The organism is Klenkia brasiliensis (genome assembly GCF_900100695.1).
GTDB lineage: Bacteria > Actinomycetota > Actinomycetes > Mycobacteriales > Geodermatophilaceae > Klenkia > Klenkia brasiliensis.
Genome location: NZ_FNCF01000001.1, coordinates 85,199 through 101,147 on the forward strand (window position 1 = coordinate 85,199; position 15,949 = coordinate 101,147).

Here is a 15,949-nt window from a genome sequence, read left to right on the forward strand (position 1 = left end):
GTCGGGTCATGAAGAAGCTGATCAACGACCCCGCCGACGTCGTCGCCGACGCCCTGCGCGGGATGGCGCTGGCCCACCCCGAGCTGCGGGTCGACCACGAGAACCGGGTGGTGTTCCGCGGCGAGGGACCCCGGCAGGGCAAGGTCGGGCTGGTCTCCGGCGGCGGGTCGGGGCACGAGCCCATGCACGGCGGGTTCGTCGGCCGCGGCATGCTCGACGCCGCCTGCGCCGGGGAGGTGTTCACCTCCCCCGTGCCCGACCAGATGGTGGCGGCCACCCAGGGCGTGGACGGCGGCGCCGGCGTCCTGCACATCGTGAAGAACTACACCGGCGACGTGATGAACTTCGAGATGGCCGCGGAGCTCGTCGCCGCCGAGAGCGGCGCCGAGGTGGTCACCGTGGTCGTCGACGACGACGTCGCGGTCACCGACAGCCTCTACACCGCCGGCCGGCGCGGGGTGGGCACCACCGTGCTGCTGGAGAAGATCGTGGGTGCCGCCGCCGAGGAGGGCCGGCCGCTCGCCGAGGTCGCCGACCTCGCCCGCCGGGTCGACGACGCCGGCCGCAGCATGGGCATGGCGCTGACCTCCTGCACGGTGCCCGCCGCCGGCAAGCCGACGTTCGACCTGCCCGAGGACCAGATGGAGATCGGGATCGGCATCCACGGCGAGCCCGGCCGCCGCCGGGTCCCGCTGGCCCCGGCCCGCGAGGTCGCCGAGATGCTGGTCGAGCCCATCCTGTCCGACCTCGCCTTCACCGGCGGCGAGGGCGTCATCTGCTTCGTCAACGGCCTGGGTGCCACCCCGCTGCTGGAGCTCTACGTGCTCCACGCCGAGGTGGCCGCGCTGCTGGACAAGGCCGGCGTCGGCATCGCCCGCTCCCTGGTCGGGCCCTACATGACCAGCCTGGACATGGCCGGCGCCACCGTCACCCTCCTCCGGTGCGACGACGAGCTGCTCCGGCTCTGGGACGCCCCCGTCGTCACCCCCGGGCTGCGGTGGGGCGCGTGAGCACCGAGGAGCTGCAGGCCTGGCTGCGCCGGTTCGCCGAGCTGGTCCACGAGCACAAGGACGAGCTGACCGCGCTGGACTCCGCAATCGGGGACGCCGACCACGGCGCCAACCTCGACCGCGGCATGACCGCGGTGCTCGCCGCGCTGGAGGAGGCACCCCCCGCCGACGCCGCGGCGCTGCTGAAGAAGACCGGCGCCACCCTGGTCTCCAAGGTGGGCGGGGCGAGCGGGCCGCTGTACGGCACCCTGTTCTTGCGGATGGCGGGCGCCGACACCTTCCCGGCGGCGCTGCGGGCCGGGTACGAGGGCGTGCTGGCCCGCGGCAAGGCCGAGCCGGGCGACAAGACGATGGTCGACGCCCTGGGCCCGGCCTGCGACGCCCTCGACGCGGGCAGGTCGGTGGCCGAGGCCGCGCAGGCCGCCGCCGAGGGCCGCGACGCCACGGTGCCGCTGGTCGCCCGCAAGGGCCGGGCCAGCTACCTCGGCGAGCGCAGCGCGGGGCACGCCGACCCGGGCGCCACCTCGACCGCGCTGCTGCTGCAGGCCGCGGCGGAGACCCTCTCGTGACGGTCGGCATCGTCGTCGTCTCGCACAGCCGGGCGCTGGCCGACGCGGCCGTCGAGCTGGCCCGGCAGATGCTCCCCGGCCGGGAGCTGGTGGTCGAGGTGGCGGCGGGCACCGAGGACGGCGGGCTGGGCACCGACGCGATGGCGGTGTCGGCGGCGATCGAGGCGGCCGACGGCGGCGAGGGCACCGTCGTCCTCATGGACCTGGGCAGCGCGGTGCTGTCGGCGGAGACGGCGCTGGAGTTCCTGCCCGACGACGTCCGGGAGCGGACGACGCTCTCGGCGGCGCCGCTGGTCGAGGGCCTGGTCGGCGCGGTGGTCGTGGCGGCCGGCGGCGCGACCCGCGAGCAGGTGGCCGCCGAGGCCGGTCGCGGGCTCGCGCCGAAGGAGGCCCAGCTGCGCTGAGATGACCTAGCCTGCTGCTGTGACCCACCTGAGCGGCGCCCTCTGATGGCCAGCGGTCTGTTCGCCCTCTTCGACGACGTCGCCGCGATGGTGCGCCTGTCGGCGGCCTCGCTCGACGACATCGGCGCGGCCGCCGGGCGGGCCGGGGTCAAGGCCGCCGGTGTCGTCGTCGACGACGCCGCGGTCACCCCGCGCTACGTGCAGGGGCTCAAGCCCGAGCGCGAGCTGTCGATCATCTGGCGGATCGCGAAGGGGTCGATCCGCAACAAGCTGCTGATCATCCTGCCGGCGATCCTGCTGCTGTCGCAGTTCCTGCCCTTCCTGCTCACGCCCATCCTCATGGTCGGCGGCGCCTACCTCTGCTACGAGGGCGCCGAGAAGCTCTGGGAGAAGGTCTCGGGCCACCACCCGGAGGAGACCGCGGCCGCCGAGGACACCACCACCGACCCCGCCGAGCACGAGAAGACGGTCGTGTCGGGGGCGGTGCGCACCGACTTCATCCTGAGCGCGGAGATCATGGTGATCGCGCTCAACGAGGTGGACACCGAGCCGTTCCTGTCGCGGGCGATCATCCTGGTCGTCGTCGCCGTGCTGATCACCGCGCTGGTCTACGGCGTCGTCGGGCTGATCGTGAAGATGGACGACGCCGGGGTGGCGCTGGCCGCGAAGCCGTCGAGGGGCGTCGCCGCGCTCGGCCGCGGCCTGGTGAAGGCCATGCCGGTCGTGCTCGCCACGCTGGCCACCGTCGGTGTGGCCGCGATGCTCTGGGTCGGCGGGCACATCCTGCTGGTCGGCGCCGAGGAGCTGGGCTGGGCCTGGCCCTACGACCTGGTGCACCACGTCGAGGTGGCCGTGCACGACGCCACCGGTGCGCTGGGCGGGGTGCTGGGCTGGCTGACCAACACCGCGCTGTCCGCCGTCGTCGGCGTCGTGGTGGGTGCCGTCGTCGTGGCGGTGCTGCACCTGGTGCCGAGGCGCGGCGGCAAGGCCGCCGCGCACTGACCTCACCCGCCGCGGGCGAACAGCTCCGCGGCCTGGGCGTCGTCCACGAAGGGGTACTTCACCTTGAACTGGGCAAGTGCGTCGGCGACCGACAGCACGTGGGTCTCCCGCCGGCCGGCCGCGTCGACGGTCTGCACGGTGACCATGTCGTCGTTGATCGGGACCCAGTGGGTCTGCGCGTAGTCGGTGAACACGTTCGGCACGGCCCCGACCCTACGACCGGTCAGAGCGGCGCCAGCACCGCCAGGTCGGGGGCCTCGAGCGCCTCGGTCACCGCGGTGGACAGCCAGCCGGCCGCCGAGAACAGGTCGTCGCCGCGGGTGTCGGCGGACAGGGTGGCCGCCGAGGTGCCGGCCTGGTGCAGCGCGTCGCACACCGTCGTCGTCATGCCCCAGGTATCGGCAGCCCGACACCCGCACCTGAGCCCCGGCGTCCCCGCGACCGCGACGTAGCCTCCCCGCCGTGGACCGTCGACGCTTCCTCGCCACCGCGCTCGCCGGTGGTGCCGCGGTGCTCGCCGGCTGCAGCACCGGGGCCGGCACCGCCCCGCAGGCCGCGCCCACCACCACGCCGCCGCGCCCGACCACCACCGCGCCCACCACGACGCCGTCCCCCACCTTCCCGGCGCCGCAGCTGACCCGGGTGCCCGTGCCGCCGGGGAAGCTCACCGGGCTGCCCGGCGAGGGGTCGCTGCTGGCCTGGACCGTCGACGACGGCGACGACAGCTCCGTGGTGCGCGCCTACACCGAGTTCGGCCGCGACACCGGCACCCGGCTGACGTTCTTCCTCAACGGCTCCAAGCCCGCGTGGACCGAGAACGCCGACCTGCTGCGCCCGCTGGTCGCCGACGGGCGCATCCAGCTGGGCAACCACACCTGGAGCCACGCCGACCTCACCTCGCTGTCGACCGCCGGCATCCAGGACGAGCTGCAGCGCAACCACGACTTCGTGCAGGCCACCTACGGCGTCGACATGCGGCCGTACTACCGGCCGCCGTACGGCTACCGCAACGCCGCCACCGACGCCGCGGCCGCCGCGATCGGCTACACGTGCCCGGTCCTCTGGTACGGGTCGCTGTCGGACTCCGCGCTCATCACGCCCGAGGCGCTGCTCGGCTTCGCCGACCAGTGGTTCCTGCCCCAGCACATCGTCATCGGGCACCTGAACTTCACCCCGGTGACGACGGTCTTCCCGCAGCTGCACCAGCTCGTGGTCTCCCGCGGCCTGACCACGGTCACGCTGGACGACGTCTTCCTCCCCCCGACCTCCTGAGAGGGAGCCATGCGCTACTTCAGCGTCGCCTACCGCCCGCTGGCCTGGCCGCTGCCGCGGTTCGTCGAGGCGGTCTCGATCTCCCCCGTCGACGAGGGCGTGCAGGACCTCGGTGCGCACGCCCCCCAGTGGGTGGGGACCGACCCCCAGCTCGGTGAGTACGCGACCCTGTTCGCCCTGCGCCGGGTGCTGGAGGAGGAGCCGGCGGCGAGCCCCGACGAGATGGTGGGCATCTCGCACTACCGGCGGTTCGCGGTGACCCTCCCGGCGCGGGTCTCCTCCCGGCGGGGCGAGGCGATCAAGCCGGCGGACTTCGCGAAGCTGTCCCGCGACCGCTTCCTGCCACCGCCCGGCACGATCCTGCACCCCGAGCCCTTCCCGGTCCCGCCGTCGCTGGTCGCGCAGTACGGCCGCTTCCACCCGGTCCGCGACCTGCTGCGGTTCATGGCCCTCGCCATCGAGCTGCAGGTGGTCGAGGACCACGAGGTCGCGGCCTGGCTCGGCGGGGACGTCCTGGTCCCGGCGGCGTCGGTCGGGGTCTTCCCCCGGTCGTGGTGGATCGCCACCATGACCGACCTGGAGCGGGTGGCGAGCGCGTTCCTGGAGACCGCCGCCGAGCCGCGGGAGGGGTACAACCGCCGGGCCCCCGCGTTCTGCCTCGAGCGGCTGCACTCGCTCCTGCTCGTCAAGCTCGTGCAGGGCTGGCCGCCCGACCGCGTGCTGGCGCACCCGGAGCTGGTCGTCGACCCGACGGGGCGCTACCAGGGCAACAGCGGGGCCTGAGCCGGGGTCAGCGGGACCGCAGCCACCACCGCCGGGCGGCCTCGAGCGTCGCGCCGAACAGGAGGTGGCTGCCGCCCTCCCACACCCACCAGGCGGCTGGCAACCGGGTGGGTGGGGTCTGCACCCCCGCGGCGGGCAGCGTCGAGGCGTGGGTGGCCAGGAAGGCGACCGCCCCCGCGGCCGTGCCGAACCCGGCTGCGGCCCGGTCGCTGCGCCGGGTGGCCAGCGCGTACCCGACCCCGAGGGCCGTGCCCATCGCGTAGTGCAGCACGGGCGTCAGCGCGGTCTTCTGCTCCAGGCTCGCGGGGGTGCCGGTCAGGGCCTTCTCGGCGCGGTCGACGACGAGGGCCGGGGGCATGACCGCGGTGTTGCCGGGGTCCGCGGCCGGGCGCCCCTTCTCCGCCGGGGTCGGTGGCACGACCGCCTCGGCCAGGCGCTGGAGCACGGGCTCGGCCTGCGACTTGACCCAGGAGGCGGCGAGACCGGCGGCGGCACCGTAGGTGAGGGCGGCACGGAGGGACGGTGACGGGGGCACGACGGTCCACGTGCCCCTGATCCGGCCGACCAACCGCGGCATCGGCAGATCTGCCCACGGCGGGCGGGGGCAGCCGACGCACAGGTGGTCGCGGCACCATCGGCGGGTGCTCACCCTGTGGCGACCGGACTGGCTGGTCCTCGGCGTCCTCGCCGTCCTCGTCGTGGCGGTCGTGCGGGCGCGGCTGCGGGTGCGGTCGGCCGGGCAGACCTGGCCGGTGCTGCGGGACGTGTCGTTCGCGGCGGGGGTGCTGCTGGCGGCGTGGGTGACGTCGGGCTGGCTGCAGGTGGAGGGCCGGCAGGTGGAGTGGGTGTGGACCGCGCAGGAGCTGCTCCTGCTGCTGGTCGTACCGGTGCTGCTGGTCGCCGGGCAGCCGGTCGCGCTGCTCCGGGGACACCGGCGCTGGCCGCGGGCGCTGCGCGTGGTCGGGCACCCCGCGCTGTCACCGCTGTACGTGCCGGTGGCGGCCGGGCTGCTGTTCTTCGGCGGGGTCGGCCAGCTGGCGCTGTCGTCGGAGCCGGCCGGCTGGGCGGTGCACCTGGTGCTGCTCGGGCTGGGGGCGCTGATCGCGCTGCCGCTGGTGGACCGGGACGACGCGCGCTCGTCGCTGGCGGTGGGCGCGGCGCTGGCCGTCGGGGTGGTCGAGCTGCTGCTGGACGCGGTGCCGGGGATCGTGCTGCGGCTGGAGACGCACCTGACCGTCCCGTGGTTCGACGCACCCGGGTGGCTGGCCGGGCAGCAGGCGGCCGGGGGCCTGCTGTGGACGGTGGCCGAGGTGCTGGACCTGCCCTTCCTGGTGCTGACCGTGCTGCAGTGGATTCGGGTGGAACGCCGGGAGGCCGTGCGGGTGGACGCCGAGCTGGACGAGGCGGCGCCGTCCGCGGAGCCCTGGTGGCTGGCCGACCCGGCACTGCGGGCCCGCTACGGACCGCGCGCCTAGCCTGCGTCGGTGAGCATCCACCTGGTCGGCGGGGGTCCGGACACCACGCCGGCCGGGGCGGTGGCGCCGTTCCGGGCCGAGCTGCCCGGGCGGCCGCGGGTGGGGGTCGCACTGGCCGGGTCACCGGTCGTCGGGCGGTGCTGGCTCCCGGCCTACGCGCGGGTGGTCGGCGGGGACTGCGTGCTGCTGCCGCTGCGCCCCGGCCGGCCGTTCGACGTCCGGGGGCTGGCCGGGCTGGACGCGCTGGTCGTCGGGGGCGGCCGCACCCCGCGCTACCTGGACGGTCTGGCCGGCGCGGCCGGGCCGGTGGGTGAGCTGGTGCGGGCCGGGCTGCCCTACCTCGGCTTCTCCGCCGGCGCCATGGTCACCCCGGTGGACGCGCTGGCCGGCGGCTGGCGCCAGCAGGGCCGCGCGGTGTGCCCCGAGGAGTGGTCGGAGGGGCTGGAGGAGCTGACCACCCGGCCCGGGCTCGGGCTGCTGCCGTTCCCGGTGGACGTGCACACCGCCCAGGCGGGGACCCTGGGCCGCACGGTCGCGGTGGTCCCGGCCGACCGGGCCGTGGCCGTGGGGATCGACGAGGGCACCTGCCTGTCGCTCCCGGTGGACGCCGCCGACCCCGACGCCGGCGCGGTCAGCGGGACCGGTGCCGTGTGGACCGCCCGCGGCGGTGACGGTGGGCCCCTGGTGAGCCGCCGGACGGCGGACTGACCCGCCGGCTCCTCACCCGCGCGGGTCGGGTCCCCGCCGCAGCGCCCGTCGGCAGCCCATCATGGCGCCGTGCTGACCTACCGCCTCGGCTTCGGGCCGCCGTCCCGGCTGGTCCGGGTCTCGGTCGTCGTGGGCGTGACGGTGATGAGCGGCGTCCAGCTGGTGGGCTGGGCGGCCTTCGCGCCGCCCGGGCAGGCGCCGTGGGCGAGCCTGCTCGGGGGCGTCCTGTTCGGTTTGCCTTTCGGTGTGCTCATCGGGCTGCTGGAGCACCGTCGGCTCGGTGCGCTGCGGTCGGCGCTGCAGGACCGCATGCCCAACCGCGAGGCCGTGCGGGCGGCGAACCGCGGCCCGGTCCCGGTGGACCCGGACACCCGGGGGGTCGCCCGCGCGCTGATCGAGTACGCACTCGCGGAGCGGGGACGCCAACGGCTCGGACAGGTGCTCACGGCGTCCATCGCTGCCGTGTCGGGCACCCTGTTCGCGCTCGACGGGAGCGCCTGGGGCCTGGTGCTGGTCGTGCTCGGCGCGGCGACCGTCGCGTGGGACCGCCTCCGGACGGCCCGCCTGCAGCGCCGTCGGGCGCTGCTGGCGGACGACCCGGCCGGCCGGGCGGACGGCGTCAGACGTTGAAGCGGAACTCGACCACGTCGCCGTCGGCCATCACGTACTCCTTGCCCTCGATGCGCACCTGGCCGCGGGACTTGGCCTCGGCCATCGAGCCGGCGGCGACCAGGTCGTCGAAGGAGACGACCTCGGCCTTGATGAAGCCGCGCTGGAAGTCGGTGTGGATGACCCCGGCGGCCTGGGGCGCGGTGGCCCCGACCGGGATGGTCCACGCGCGCGACTCCTTCGGACCGGCGGTCAGGTAGGTCTGCAGGCCCAGGGTGGCGAAGCCGACCCGGGCGAGCTGGTGCAGGCCCGGCTCCTCCTGGCCGACCGCGGCCAGCAGCTCGGCGGCCTCCTCGTCGGGCAGCTCGGCCAGCTCGGCCTCGGTCTGCGCGTCGAGCACGATCGCCTCGGCGGGGGCGACCAGCGCGCGGAGCTCGTCGAGCAGCTCGGTGTTGCCCAGCTCGTCGGAGTCGACGTTGAACACGTACAGGAACGGCTTGGTGGTCATCAGGCCCAGCTCGCGCAGCGGCTCGGTGTCCACCCCCGCGGCGAACAGGGTCTGCCCGCCGTCCAGCACCTTCTGCGCGGCGACCGCGGCGTCGTACAACGCCTTGCGGTCCTTGTCCTTGCGCATCTCCTTCTCCAGCCGCGGGACCGCCTTCTCCAGCGTCTGCAGGTCGGCGAGCAGGAGCTCGGTGTTGATCGTCTCGATGTCGTCCCTCGGCGAGACCTTGCCGTCGACGTGCACGACGTCGGGGTCGGCGAACACCCGGATGACCTGGCAGATGGCGTCGGACTCGCGGATGTTGGCCAGGAACTTGTTGCCCAGGCCCTGCCCCTCGCTCGCCCCCCGCACGATGCCGGCGATGTCGACGAAGGACACCGTCGCCGGGATCGTCTTCGCGCTGCCGAACAGCTCGGCCAGCACACCCAGCCGCGCGTCGGGGACGCCGACGACGCCCACGTTGGGCTCGATGGTCGCGAACGGGTAGTTCGCCGCCAGCACGTCGTTCTTGGTCAGCGCGTTGAACAGGGTCGACTTGCCGACGTTGGGCAGGCCGACGATCCCGATGGTGAGACTCACGAGGAGCCAGCCTACGGCCCCGGGCGGGTCAGCCGATCGTGACCGCGGCCTTGCCCCGTGCCTCGGCGCGGTGCGCGGCGGCCTGCTCCCACGCACCCACCCACTGCGGCACCCGGTGCTCCACCAGGTGCTGCTCCAGCACGACCTCGCGCGCCGCGCGGGCCTGCTCGACCCGCCACCCCGGGTCCTGCACGGCCCGGGTGAGCGCCTTGGCCCAGTCCCGCGCGGCCCGCGCCCGGTAGCCCAGCCCCAGCCGGTCGTACTCCGTGATCGGCGACCGGACGGCGAACACCCCGCGGGCGGCGTACTCCAGCACCTTCAGCCAGCTCTTCGCGGTGTTGAACCGGTCCACCCGCAGCGGGGCCAGCCCGATGTCCAGGGTGTCCCCGACCAGCGCGAGGTAGTCGTCGACGGCGTTCTCCCACGGCACCTCCCGCGGCTCGGCCCGCAGCCCGAGCCGCTCGGCGGCGTCCCACCGCTGGCCCAGGACGACGAACTCGCTGCCCCCCGCGGTGGCGTCCAGCGCCTGCTGCAGGCCCGAGCCCATCTCCTGCAGGTCGTAGGGGTGCCCGAGCACGTTCCCGGTCCACCCCAGGACCACCCGGTCGGGCTGCCGCTCGTAGGCCGGGGTCAGCTCCGCGACCCGGCGCGGGACGGCGTTGGGCACCACGGCGCCCCGGCCGTGGCGGGCGTACTCCTTGAGCAGCACCGGCGTGGTGACGGTGACCAGGTCGGCCTCGCGGGCGCACTCCAGGACCCGCTGGGAGGCCCCGACCTGGGCCATCAGGTGGCCGACGAGCCCGTAGGACGCCCCGTGCAGCAGGTCGTCGACCTCGACCACCACGGCGGTCCCCCGGGCCTGCAGGATCCGCAGGCACTGCAGCATCTCGACGGTCTTGGGCAGCTGCATGACCACGACGTCGGCGCCCTGGTCGTCGACGTCGAGCACGACCGGGTCGGGCCCGGTGCTCATCGTCGTCGCCAGGCCCGGCACGACCACCACCTCCACCCCGATGCCGGCCTCGACCACCGCACGGGCCGGCTCCTCCGCCCGGTAGTAGCTCAGGCCGTTGAAGAAGGTCTTGCAGACGACGACGCGCATGGGTCCTGCTTCCGGGAGGGGCTGCTCGTGCCCGGTATCGGCAGCGTCGTCCGGCCCGCGCACCGTCGTGTCCGATTCCCGCCAGAACCTGTCCTCCCCCGCTGGCATGCTCGCAGCCGTGACCGAACTGCTGGAGGGCCGCGACCAGGGCCGCGACCAGGGTCGGGGCCTGGACCCTGAACGCTGCTACCGCGCCGTGGCCAGCCGTGATGCCCGCTTCGACGGGTGGTTCTTCACCGCTGTGCACACCACCGGGATCTACTGCCGGCCCTCGTGCCCGGCCCGCACCCCGCTGCCGGGCAACGTCGAGTTCCACCCGACCGCGGCCGGGGCGCAGGCCGCGGGGTTCCGGGCCTGCCGTCGCTGCCGTCCGGAGGCCGTCCCCGGGTCGCCCGAGTGGGATGTCCGCGCCGATGTCGTCGCCCGCGCCGTCCGGCTGGTCGCCGACGGCGAGGTCGAGCGCAGCGGGGTCTCCGGGCTGGCCGCAGCGCTGGGCTACAGCGAGCGCCAGCTGCACCGGCTCGTCGTCGGCGAGCTCGGCGTCGGCCCACTGGCCCTGGCCCGGGCGCAGCGCGCGCAGACCGCCCGGGTGCTGCTGGAGACCACCGACCTGCCCGTCGCCGACATCGCCTTCGCCGCCGGCTTCACCAGCGTCCGGCAGTTCAACGACACCGTCCGCGAGGTGTTCGCCACCACCCCGACCGACCTGCGCGGCTCCCGCTCCCGCGCCGGCCGCGGCCCCTCGGGCTGGCTGACCCTGCGGCTGGCCGCCCGGGCCCCGTTCAGCGCCGAGGAGGTGCTGCTGTTCCTCGGCGGCCACGCCGTCCCGGGTCTGGAGGAGTGGCACGGCACGACCTTCTCCCGGGTGCTCGACCTGCCCCACGGCCCCGCCGTCGTGCGGCTGTCCCCCGGTGCCGACGGCACCTCGGTCACCGCCCGGCTGCACCTGACCGAGCTGCGCGACCTGGGGACGGCGGTCGCCCGCTGCCGGCACCTGCTCGACCTGGACGCCGACCCGACCGCGGTGGACGACGTCCTGGCCGCCGACCCCGCCCTCACCCGCCTGGTGCGTGCCGCGCCCGGCCGGCGGGTGCCCACCCACCCCGACGCCGCCGAGGCCGCCGTCCGTGCCGTGCTCGGTCAGCACGTCTCCCTCGCCGGCGCCCGCACCTTCACCGCCCGGGTGCTCACCGCGGCCGGCACCCCCCTGCCCGAGCCGGTCGGCACCCTCACCCACGCCTTCCCCCGCCCCGCGGCGCTGGTCGAGGCCGACCTCGCTGCCGTCGGCCTGACCGGCAAGCGCCGCGCCACCGTGCACGCCCTGGCCGCCGCGCTGGGCACCGGCGCCGTCGACCTCGGCCCCGGTGCCGACCGCGCCGAGGCCGGCCGCGCCCTGCTCGCCCTGCCGGGCATCGGCCCCTGGACCGTCGCGCTCGTGGCGCTGCGCGGGCTCGGCGACCCCGATGTCTGGCTCCCCGGCGACCTGGCCCTGCGCCGCGCGCTGGCCGCGCTCGGCAGCTCCGACGCCGACGCCGCCACCCGCTGGCGGCCCTGGCGCTCCTACGCCGTGCTGCACCTGTGGGCGATGTCCGCCCCCGCCCTGTTCACCCGCCACCCGGAGGACTCGCCATGACCGCGCTGCACGCCACCACCGGCACACCCGTCGGCCCGTTCACCGTCCTCGTGCAGGACGACGCCGTGCTGGCCAGCGGCTGGACCGCCGACATCGGCGACCTGCTCCCCGTGGTGCACCGCTCGCTGCGCCCGGCCGAGGTCACCGCCGTCCACCGGCTGCCCGTGCTCGACGTCGTGGACGCCTTCCACGCCGGCGACGTGGCCGCGGTCGACGCCGTCGTGGTCCGCCAGCGGTCCGGCCCGTTCCTGCAGGAGGCCTGGGACGTGCTGCGCACCGTGCCGGCCGGGCAGCCGGACAGCTACGCGGCGTTCGCCGCGCGGTGCGGCCGGCCGGCCGCCGTCCGCGCCGCCGCGGGGGCCTGCGCCCGCAACGCCGCCGCCCTGTTCGTGCCCTGCCACCGGGTGCTGGCCACCGGCGGCGGCCTCGGCGGGTTCCGCTGGGGGACGCCGGTCAAGCGCTGGCTGCTGGACCACGAGGCCGCGCACGCCCCCGCGCCCGCCCCCGCGCCCGCCTGACCGGTTCTGTCGTACCCCTCGGGCACCCTCCCGGGCATGGACGCCGCCTCCCTGCTGCTGGGCCTGCTCGTCGGTGCGCTGCTGGCCACCGCGGTCACCCTCGGCGTCGTCGCCGTGGTGCGCCGCCGCACCCCGCAGCCCGACGGCCTGGAGCCGGTGCACGAGTCGCTGGACCACCTGCACCGGCTGCTGGCCGGCATCGAGCGCGACCGGGCCACCGCGCACGGCGAGCTGCGCGAGCAGGTCGGCACGGTCGGGCAGACCTCGGCGCTGCTGCGGCAGGAGACCGCCGCCCTGGTCACCGCCCTGCGCACCCCGCACGTGCGCGGGCGGTGGGGCGAGGTGCAGCTGCGCCGGCTGGTCGAGGTGGCCGGGCTGCTCGAGCACGCCGACTTCGTGCAGCAGCCCTCCTCGGTGAACGACCTGGGCGCGGGTGTCCGGCCCGACCTGGTGGTCACCCTGGCCGACGGCAAGCACGTGGTCGTCGACGCCAAGGTGCCCTTCGCCGGCTGGATCGAGGCCGTGCAGGCCACCGACGAGGCGGTCCGGGTCACCCGGGTCGCCGAGCACGCCCGCCAGCTGCGGGCCCACGTCGACGCCCTGGCCGCCCGGCGCTACCCCACCGCCTTCGACCCCGCCGCCCCCTTCACCGTCCTGTTCGTCCCCTCCGACGGCTTCCTGACCACCGCGCTGGAGGCCGAGCCGGGTCTGCTCGAGCACGCCTTCGGCCGCGACGTGGTCATCGCCACCCCCAGCACCCTGCTCGCGCTGCTGCGCACCGTGGCCTACTCCTGGCGCACCGAGCGGCTGGCCCGCGACGCCGGCGCGGTGCTCGAGGTCGGCCGCCTGCTGCACACCCGGTTGGGCACGCTGTCGGGCCACCTCGGCAAGCTCGGCGCCGCCCTCGGCTCGGCCGTCGGCCGGTTCAACGACACCGTCGGCAGCTACGAGCGCTCGGTGCTCACCACCGCCCGCCGGTTCGACGACCTGGGGGTGTCCGCCACCCCCGTGCCCACCCCGGCGCCGGTCAGCGCCCAGGTGCGCGAGCTGCACCCCGCCCCCGACCCGGAGCTGCGCACCGGGTGAGCCGGCCCACCGCGACGCGCCCGGGCGCACTGTGCTCACCTCCAGCTCCCCGACAGGGACGGCCGTTACCGTGACGTGATCGATCATCGGCCGCACAGGGGTGCTGCCAGGAGCGAGGAGGTGCACCATCGCACCGATCAGTGCAGTCGGATCCAGGCGGGAGGGTGCCGTGCGTCCCGAGCGCAGCTACCCCGGGGACGTCCCCCGCCCCCGCTCCGGCGCCCCGCGGAGCAGGCCCGTGCCGCAGGACGAGTGGTCCTTCGACGGCCCGGTCCCCGGCTCCCCGCGCGCCCAGCGGCCCGCTGCGCGCGACCCGCGCCGCGAGGGACGCGACCCCGCCGGTGACCCCCGCCGCACGCCGCGCCGGTCCGCCGCCCCCCAGCGCGGGGTCGTCGGTGCCCTCGCCGTCCTGGGTGTGTTCCTGGTGACCCTGGCCGCCGCGGCCGCGGACTCCTACCTCGGCGTGGGGTTGGGCACCATCACCACGATCGGCCTGGCCGGCTCCACCGTCGCCGCGGCCCTGCTGGTCCGCCGCCGCGACCTGGCCACCGTCGTCGTCGCCCCGCCGCTGGTGTTCGTCGGCGTCGCGCTGGCCAACATCGTGCTGGCGCCCTCGGCCACCCTGTCGCTGCCGACGATCGCCACGCTGCTCATCCGCGGCTTCCCGGCCATGGCCATCGCGGTCGCCGCCGCCCTGGTCATCGGCCTGGTCCGCGCGGTCGCCCGCCGCTGACCCCGACGGTCCCGCGCCACCCGGCGCGGGACCGCGCGCTCAGTCCGTCGCCGCGGTGTCGACGACCAGGGCCTCCCGGCGCTGCTTGAGCTCGTGCGGCAGCGCGAACACCAGCCGCTCCTCGGCCGCCTTCACCGTCTCCACGTCCGGGTAGCCACGCCGACCCAGCCAGTCCAGCAGCTCCGACACCAGCACCTCGGGAACCGACGCCCCGCTGGTCACCCCGACGGTCGACACGCCCTCGAGCCAGGCCTCGTCGACCTCGGCGGCGTAGTCGACCAGGTGCGCGTCGCGGGCCCCGGCCTCCAGGGCGACCTCGACCAGCCGCACCGAGTTCGACGAGTTCGTCGAGCCGACCACCAGCACCAGGTCGCACTCGGCGGCCATCTGCTTGACGGCCTGCTGCCGGTTCTGCGTCGCGTAGCAGATGTCGTCGCTGGGGGGCGCCTGCAGACCCGGGAACCGGCCCTTGAGCTGGTCCACCGTCGCCAGCGTCTCGTCGACCGACAGCGTCGTCTGCGAGAGCCAGACGACCTTCTCGGGGTCGCGGACCTGGACGTTGGCCACGTCGTCGGCACCGTCGACGAGCTGGGTGCGCTCGGGCGCCTCGCCCATCGTGCCCTCGACCTCCTCGTGCCCCCGGTGGCCGATCAGCAGGATGTCGTAGTCGTCGGCGGCGAAGCGCTTGGCCTCCTTGTGCACCTTGGTGACCAGGGGGCAGGTCGCGTCGATGGTGCGCAGCTGGCGTGCCGCGGCCTGCTCGTGCACCGCCGGGGAGACGCCGTGCGCGCTGAAGACCACCACCGCACCCTCGGGCACCTCGTCGGTCTCCTCGACGAAGACCGCACCGCGGCGCTCCAGGGTGGCGACCACGTGCTTGTTGTGCACGATCTGCTTCCGGACGTAGACCGGGGCGCCGTGGATCTCCAGGGCCTTCTCCACCGCGATGACCGCGCGGTCGACACCGGCGCAGTAGCCACGGGGGTCGGCGAGCAGGACGCGACCGCGCTGATCAGCAGGCATGCCTCCACGGTACGTGGGCCTGGGGGCGCGCCGCAGCGCTCACTGGGGCAGGCTTCCCCCATGGCCCGTGAGATCCCCGAACCCGTCCGCGCCGTCGCCGGGCTGGCCGCCACGCTGCTGGACGAGGCCCGCAAGCTGCCCGAGACCCTGCCCGGCCTCCCCGTCCGCGCCGTCGGGCTGGCGATGCAGACGGCGTTGAAGGTGCAGCAGGAGTACTCCGGGCTGGTCGCCCGCGGCGACGAGCTGCTCACCGGCCTGCGCGGGGACGACGAGCCGGGCCTGGCCACCTTCGACGACGACGAGGACGACCTGCCCCCGGCCGCGCCCGCCGCGACCGGCGGCCTGGGCTCGCGCACCTCCTCCTTCGACCGCGTCCCGGTCGACCCCGAGGACGCCTTCGCCCCCGACGGCTACCTGGTCGAGGACGAACCCGTCGAGGACGAGCCCCTCGACGACGAGCCCGTCGAGGAGCCGGTGCTGGTGGTCGACGAGGCCGCCGCGGTCGGCGACGACGACCTCACCGACGAGACGCTGGCCACCGAGGAGCTGCTGGCCACCGGCCTGACCGCCGACCTCGGCGGGGCCGTGCTCACCGACGCCGACGTCGCCACGCTGCCCGACGACCCCCAGGCCGACGAGATCACCGCCGCCGTCGACGAGCTCGCCGTCGGGATGAGCGACTCCGCCGCCGAGGACGACGCGGTCATCGCGGCGTCGGAGAAGGCGATCGACGCCGCCCACGAGGTCGCCGCCGAGGCGCCGGTCTCCGGCTACGAGGGCTTCACCATCGCCCAGCTGCGCGGTCGCCTCCGCGGTTACCAGCCGGTGACCGTGGACGAGCTGCTCGCCTGGGAGGAGGCGCACCAGGCCCGGCCGCCGTTCCTGACGCTGCTGCGCAACCGCAAGGAGAAGCTGGCCCGCGAGCAGGGCTGAGCGCC

Annotated in this window: 20 protein-coding genes; 14 read left to right on the forward strand and 6 right to left on the reverse strand. The window is 75.4% G+C overall.

Annotated features, from left to right (window positions below):
• Nucleotides 1–8 precede the first annotated feature (8 nt).
• Genes dhaK through BLT39_RS00480 form a run of 4 tightly spaced genes read left to right on the forward strand, consistent with a single transcriptional unit; the run spans nt 9 to nt 2,985 of the window.
• Nucleotides 9–1,010, forward strand: coding sequence for a dihydroxyacetone kinase subunit DhaK (gene dhaK, locus BLT39_RS00465; protein ID WP_091056918.1), 1,002 nt, complete (start codon nt 9–11; stop codon nt 1,008–1,010).
• The gene (gene dhaL, locus BLT39_RS00470; RefSeq protein ID WP_207507486.1) at nt 1,007–1,579 is read left to right on the forward strand and encodes a dihydroxyacetone kinase subunit DhaL; all 573 of its coding nucleotides are present in this window, start codon (nt 1,007–1,009) and stop codon (nt 1,577–1,579) included. The genes dhaK and dhaL overlap by 4 nt, the downstream gene beginning before the upstream one ends.
• A complete protein-coding gene (gene dhaM, locus BLT39_RS00475; protein ID WP_091056924.1) occupies nt 1,576–1,983 on the forward strand; it encodes a dihydroxyacetone kinase phosphoryl donor subunit DhaM in 408 nt (135 codons plus the stop codon). Before dhaL ends, dhaM begins: the two co-directional genes overlap by 4 nt.
• Before the next feature lie 45 nt (nt 1,984–2,028).
• Complete coding sequence (locus tag BLT39_RS00480; RefSeq protein ID WP_091056928.1) at nt 2,029–2,985, forward strand: DUF808 domain-containing protein; 957 nt, start codon at nt 2,029–2,031, stop codon at nt 2,983–2,985.
• Between the two features lie 2 nt (nt 2,986–2,987).
• On the opposite strand, the gene BLT39_RS00485 is transcribed toward BLT39_RS00480, so the two are convergent.
• Complete coding sequence (locus BLT39_RS00485) at nt 2,988–3,188, reverse strand: hypothetical protein (protein ID WP_091056931.1); 201 nt, start codon at nt 3,186–3,188, stop codon at nt 2,988–2,990.
• 20 nt (nt 3,189–3,208) lie between these two features.
• A complete protein-coding gene (locus BLT39_RS22150) occupies nt 3,209–3,373 on the reverse strand; it encodes a hypothetical protein (RefSeq protein ID WP_165640082.1) in 165 nt (54 codons plus the stop codon).
• A 74-nt stretch (nt 3,374–3,447) separates the two neighbouring features.
• On the opposite strand from BLT39_RS22150, the gene BLT39_RS00490 reads away from it, so the two are divergent.
• Nucleotides 3,448–4,257 carry a polysaccharide deacetylase family protein gene (locus tag BLT39_RS00490; protein WP_091056933.1) on the forward strand — a complete coding sequence of 270 codons (810 nt, stop codon included), beginning with the start codon at nt 3,448–3,450 and terminating at the stop codon, nt 4,255–4,257.
• A 9-nt stretch (nt 4,258–4,266) separates the two neighbouring features.
• On the forward strand, nt 4,267–5,040 hold the full coding sequence (locus BLT39_RS00495) for a hypothetical protein (RefSeq protein ID WP_091056936.1): 774 nt from the start codon (nt 4,267–4,269) through the stop codon (nt 5,038–5,040).
• Nucleotides 5,041–5,047: 7 nt separating this feature from the next.
• On the opposite strand, the gene BLT39_RS00500 is transcribed toward BLT39_RS00495, so the two are convergent.
• Entirely contained in the window at nt 5,048–5,575 is a 528-nt protein-coding gene (locus BLT39_RS00500; RefSeq protein ID WP_165640083.1) for a DUF1440 domain-containing protein, read from the reverse strand.
• A 106-nt stretch (nt 5,576–5,681) separates the two neighbouring features.
• Here BLT39_RS00500 and BLT39_RS00505 point away from each other — a divergent pair, with 106 nt between their 5' ends.
• From BLT39_RS00505 to BLT39_RS00515, 3 genes are all read left to right on the forward strand, one after another.
• Nucleotides 5,682–6,515 carry a cytochrome c oxidase assembly protein gene (locus BLT39_RS00505; protein ID WP_165640084.1) on the forward strand — a complete coding sequence of 278 codons (834 nt, stop codon included), beginning with the start codon at nt 5,682–5,684 and terminating at the stop codon, nt 6,513–6,515.
• Nucleotides 6,516–6,524: 9 nt separating this feature from the next.
• Nucleotides 6,525–7,223 (forward strand): type 1 glutamine amidotransferase family protein, encoded by a 699-nt coding sequence (locus tag BLT39_RS00510; protein WP_091056946.1) that lies wholly within the window; start codon nt 6,525–6,527, stop codon nt 7,221–7,223.
• A 69-nt stretch (nt 7,224–7,292) separates the two neighbouring features.
• Nucleotides 7,293–7,853 carry a hypothetical protein gene (locus BLT39_RS00515; protein WP_091056950.1) on the forward strand — a complete coding sequence of 187 codons (561 nt, stop codon included), beginning with the start codon at nt 7,293–7,295 and terminating at the stop codon, nt 7,851–7,853.
• Here the strand turns inward: BLT39_RS00515 and ychF are convergent.
• A complete protein-coding gene (ychF, locus tag BLT39_RS00520; protein ID WP_091056955.1) occupies nt 7,843–8,916 on the reverse strand; it encodes a redox-regulated ATPase YchF in 1,074 nt (357 codons plus the stop codon). The genes BLT39_RS00515 and ychF overlap by 11 nt on opposite strands.
• A 28-nt stretch (nt 8,917–8,944) precedes the next feature.
• On the reverse strand, nt 8,945–10,018 hold the full coding sequence (locus tag BLT39_RS00525) for a glycosyltransferase family protein (RefSeq protein ID WP_091056958.1): 1,074 nt from the start codon (nt 10,016–10,018) through the stop codon (nt 8,945–8,947).
• Nucleotides 10,019–10,136: 118 nt separating this feature from the next.
• Between BLT39_RS00525 and BLT39_RS23185 the strand changes: the two genes are divergently transcribed.
• The 4 genes from BLT39_RS23185 (at nt 10,137) to BLT39_RS00545 (ending at nt 13,988) form a co-directional block, all read left to right on the forward strand.
• The gene (locus BLT39_RS23185) at nt 10,137–11,651 is read left to right on the forward strand and encodes an AlkA N-terminal domain-containing protein (protein ID WP_278246916.1); all 1,515 of its coding nucleotides are present in this window, start codon (nt 10,137–10,139) and stop codon (nt 11,649–11,651) included.
• Nucleotides 11,648–12,169 carry a methylated-DNA--[protein]-cysteine S-methyltransferase gene (locus BLT39_RS00535; RefSeq protein ID WP_091056965.1) on the forward strand — a complete coding sequence of 174 codons (522 nt, stop codon included), beginning with the start codon at nt 11,648–11,650 and terminating at the stop codon, nt 12,167–12,169. The genes BLT39_RS23185 and BLT39_RS00535 overlap by 4 nt, the downstream gene beginning before the upstream one ends.
• 36 nt (nt 12,170–12,205) lie before the next feature.
• A complete protein-coding gene (locus tag BLT39_RS00540; protein WP_091056969.1) occupies nt 12,206–13,255 on the forward strand; it encodes a DNA recombination protein RmuC in 1,050 nt (349 codons plus the stop codon).
• Nucleotides 13,256–13,493: 238 nt separating this feature from the next.
• Nucleotides 13,494–13,988: a DUF6542 domain-containing protein gene (locus tag BLT39_RS00545; RefSeq protein ID WP_091056972.1), complete on the forward strand. Its 495-nt coding sequence runs from the start codon at nt 13,494–13,496 to the stop codon at nt 13,986–13,988.
• 39 nt (nt 13,989–14,027) lie between these two features.
• Here the strand turns inward: BLT39_RS00545 and BLT39_RS00550 are convergent, their stop codons facing one another.
• A complete protein-coding gene (locus BLT39_RS00550) occupies nt 14,028–15,011 on the reverse strand; it encodes a 4-hydroxy-3-methylbut-2-enyl diphosphate reductase (protein ID WP_091056976.1) in 984 nt (327 codons plus the stop codon).
• Nucleotides 15,012–15,071: 60 nt separating this feature from the next.
• Between BLT39_RS00550 and BLT39_RS00555 the strand changes: the two genes are divergently transcribed.
• The gene (locus BLT39_RS00555) at nt 15,072–15,944 is read left to right on the forward strand and encodes a lipid droplet-associated protein (RefSeq protein ID WP_091056979.1); all 873 of its coding nucleotides are present in this window, start codon (nt 15,072–15,074) and stop codon (nt 15,942–15,944) included.
• The last annotated feature ends 5 nt before the right edge of the window (nt 15,945–15,949 follow it).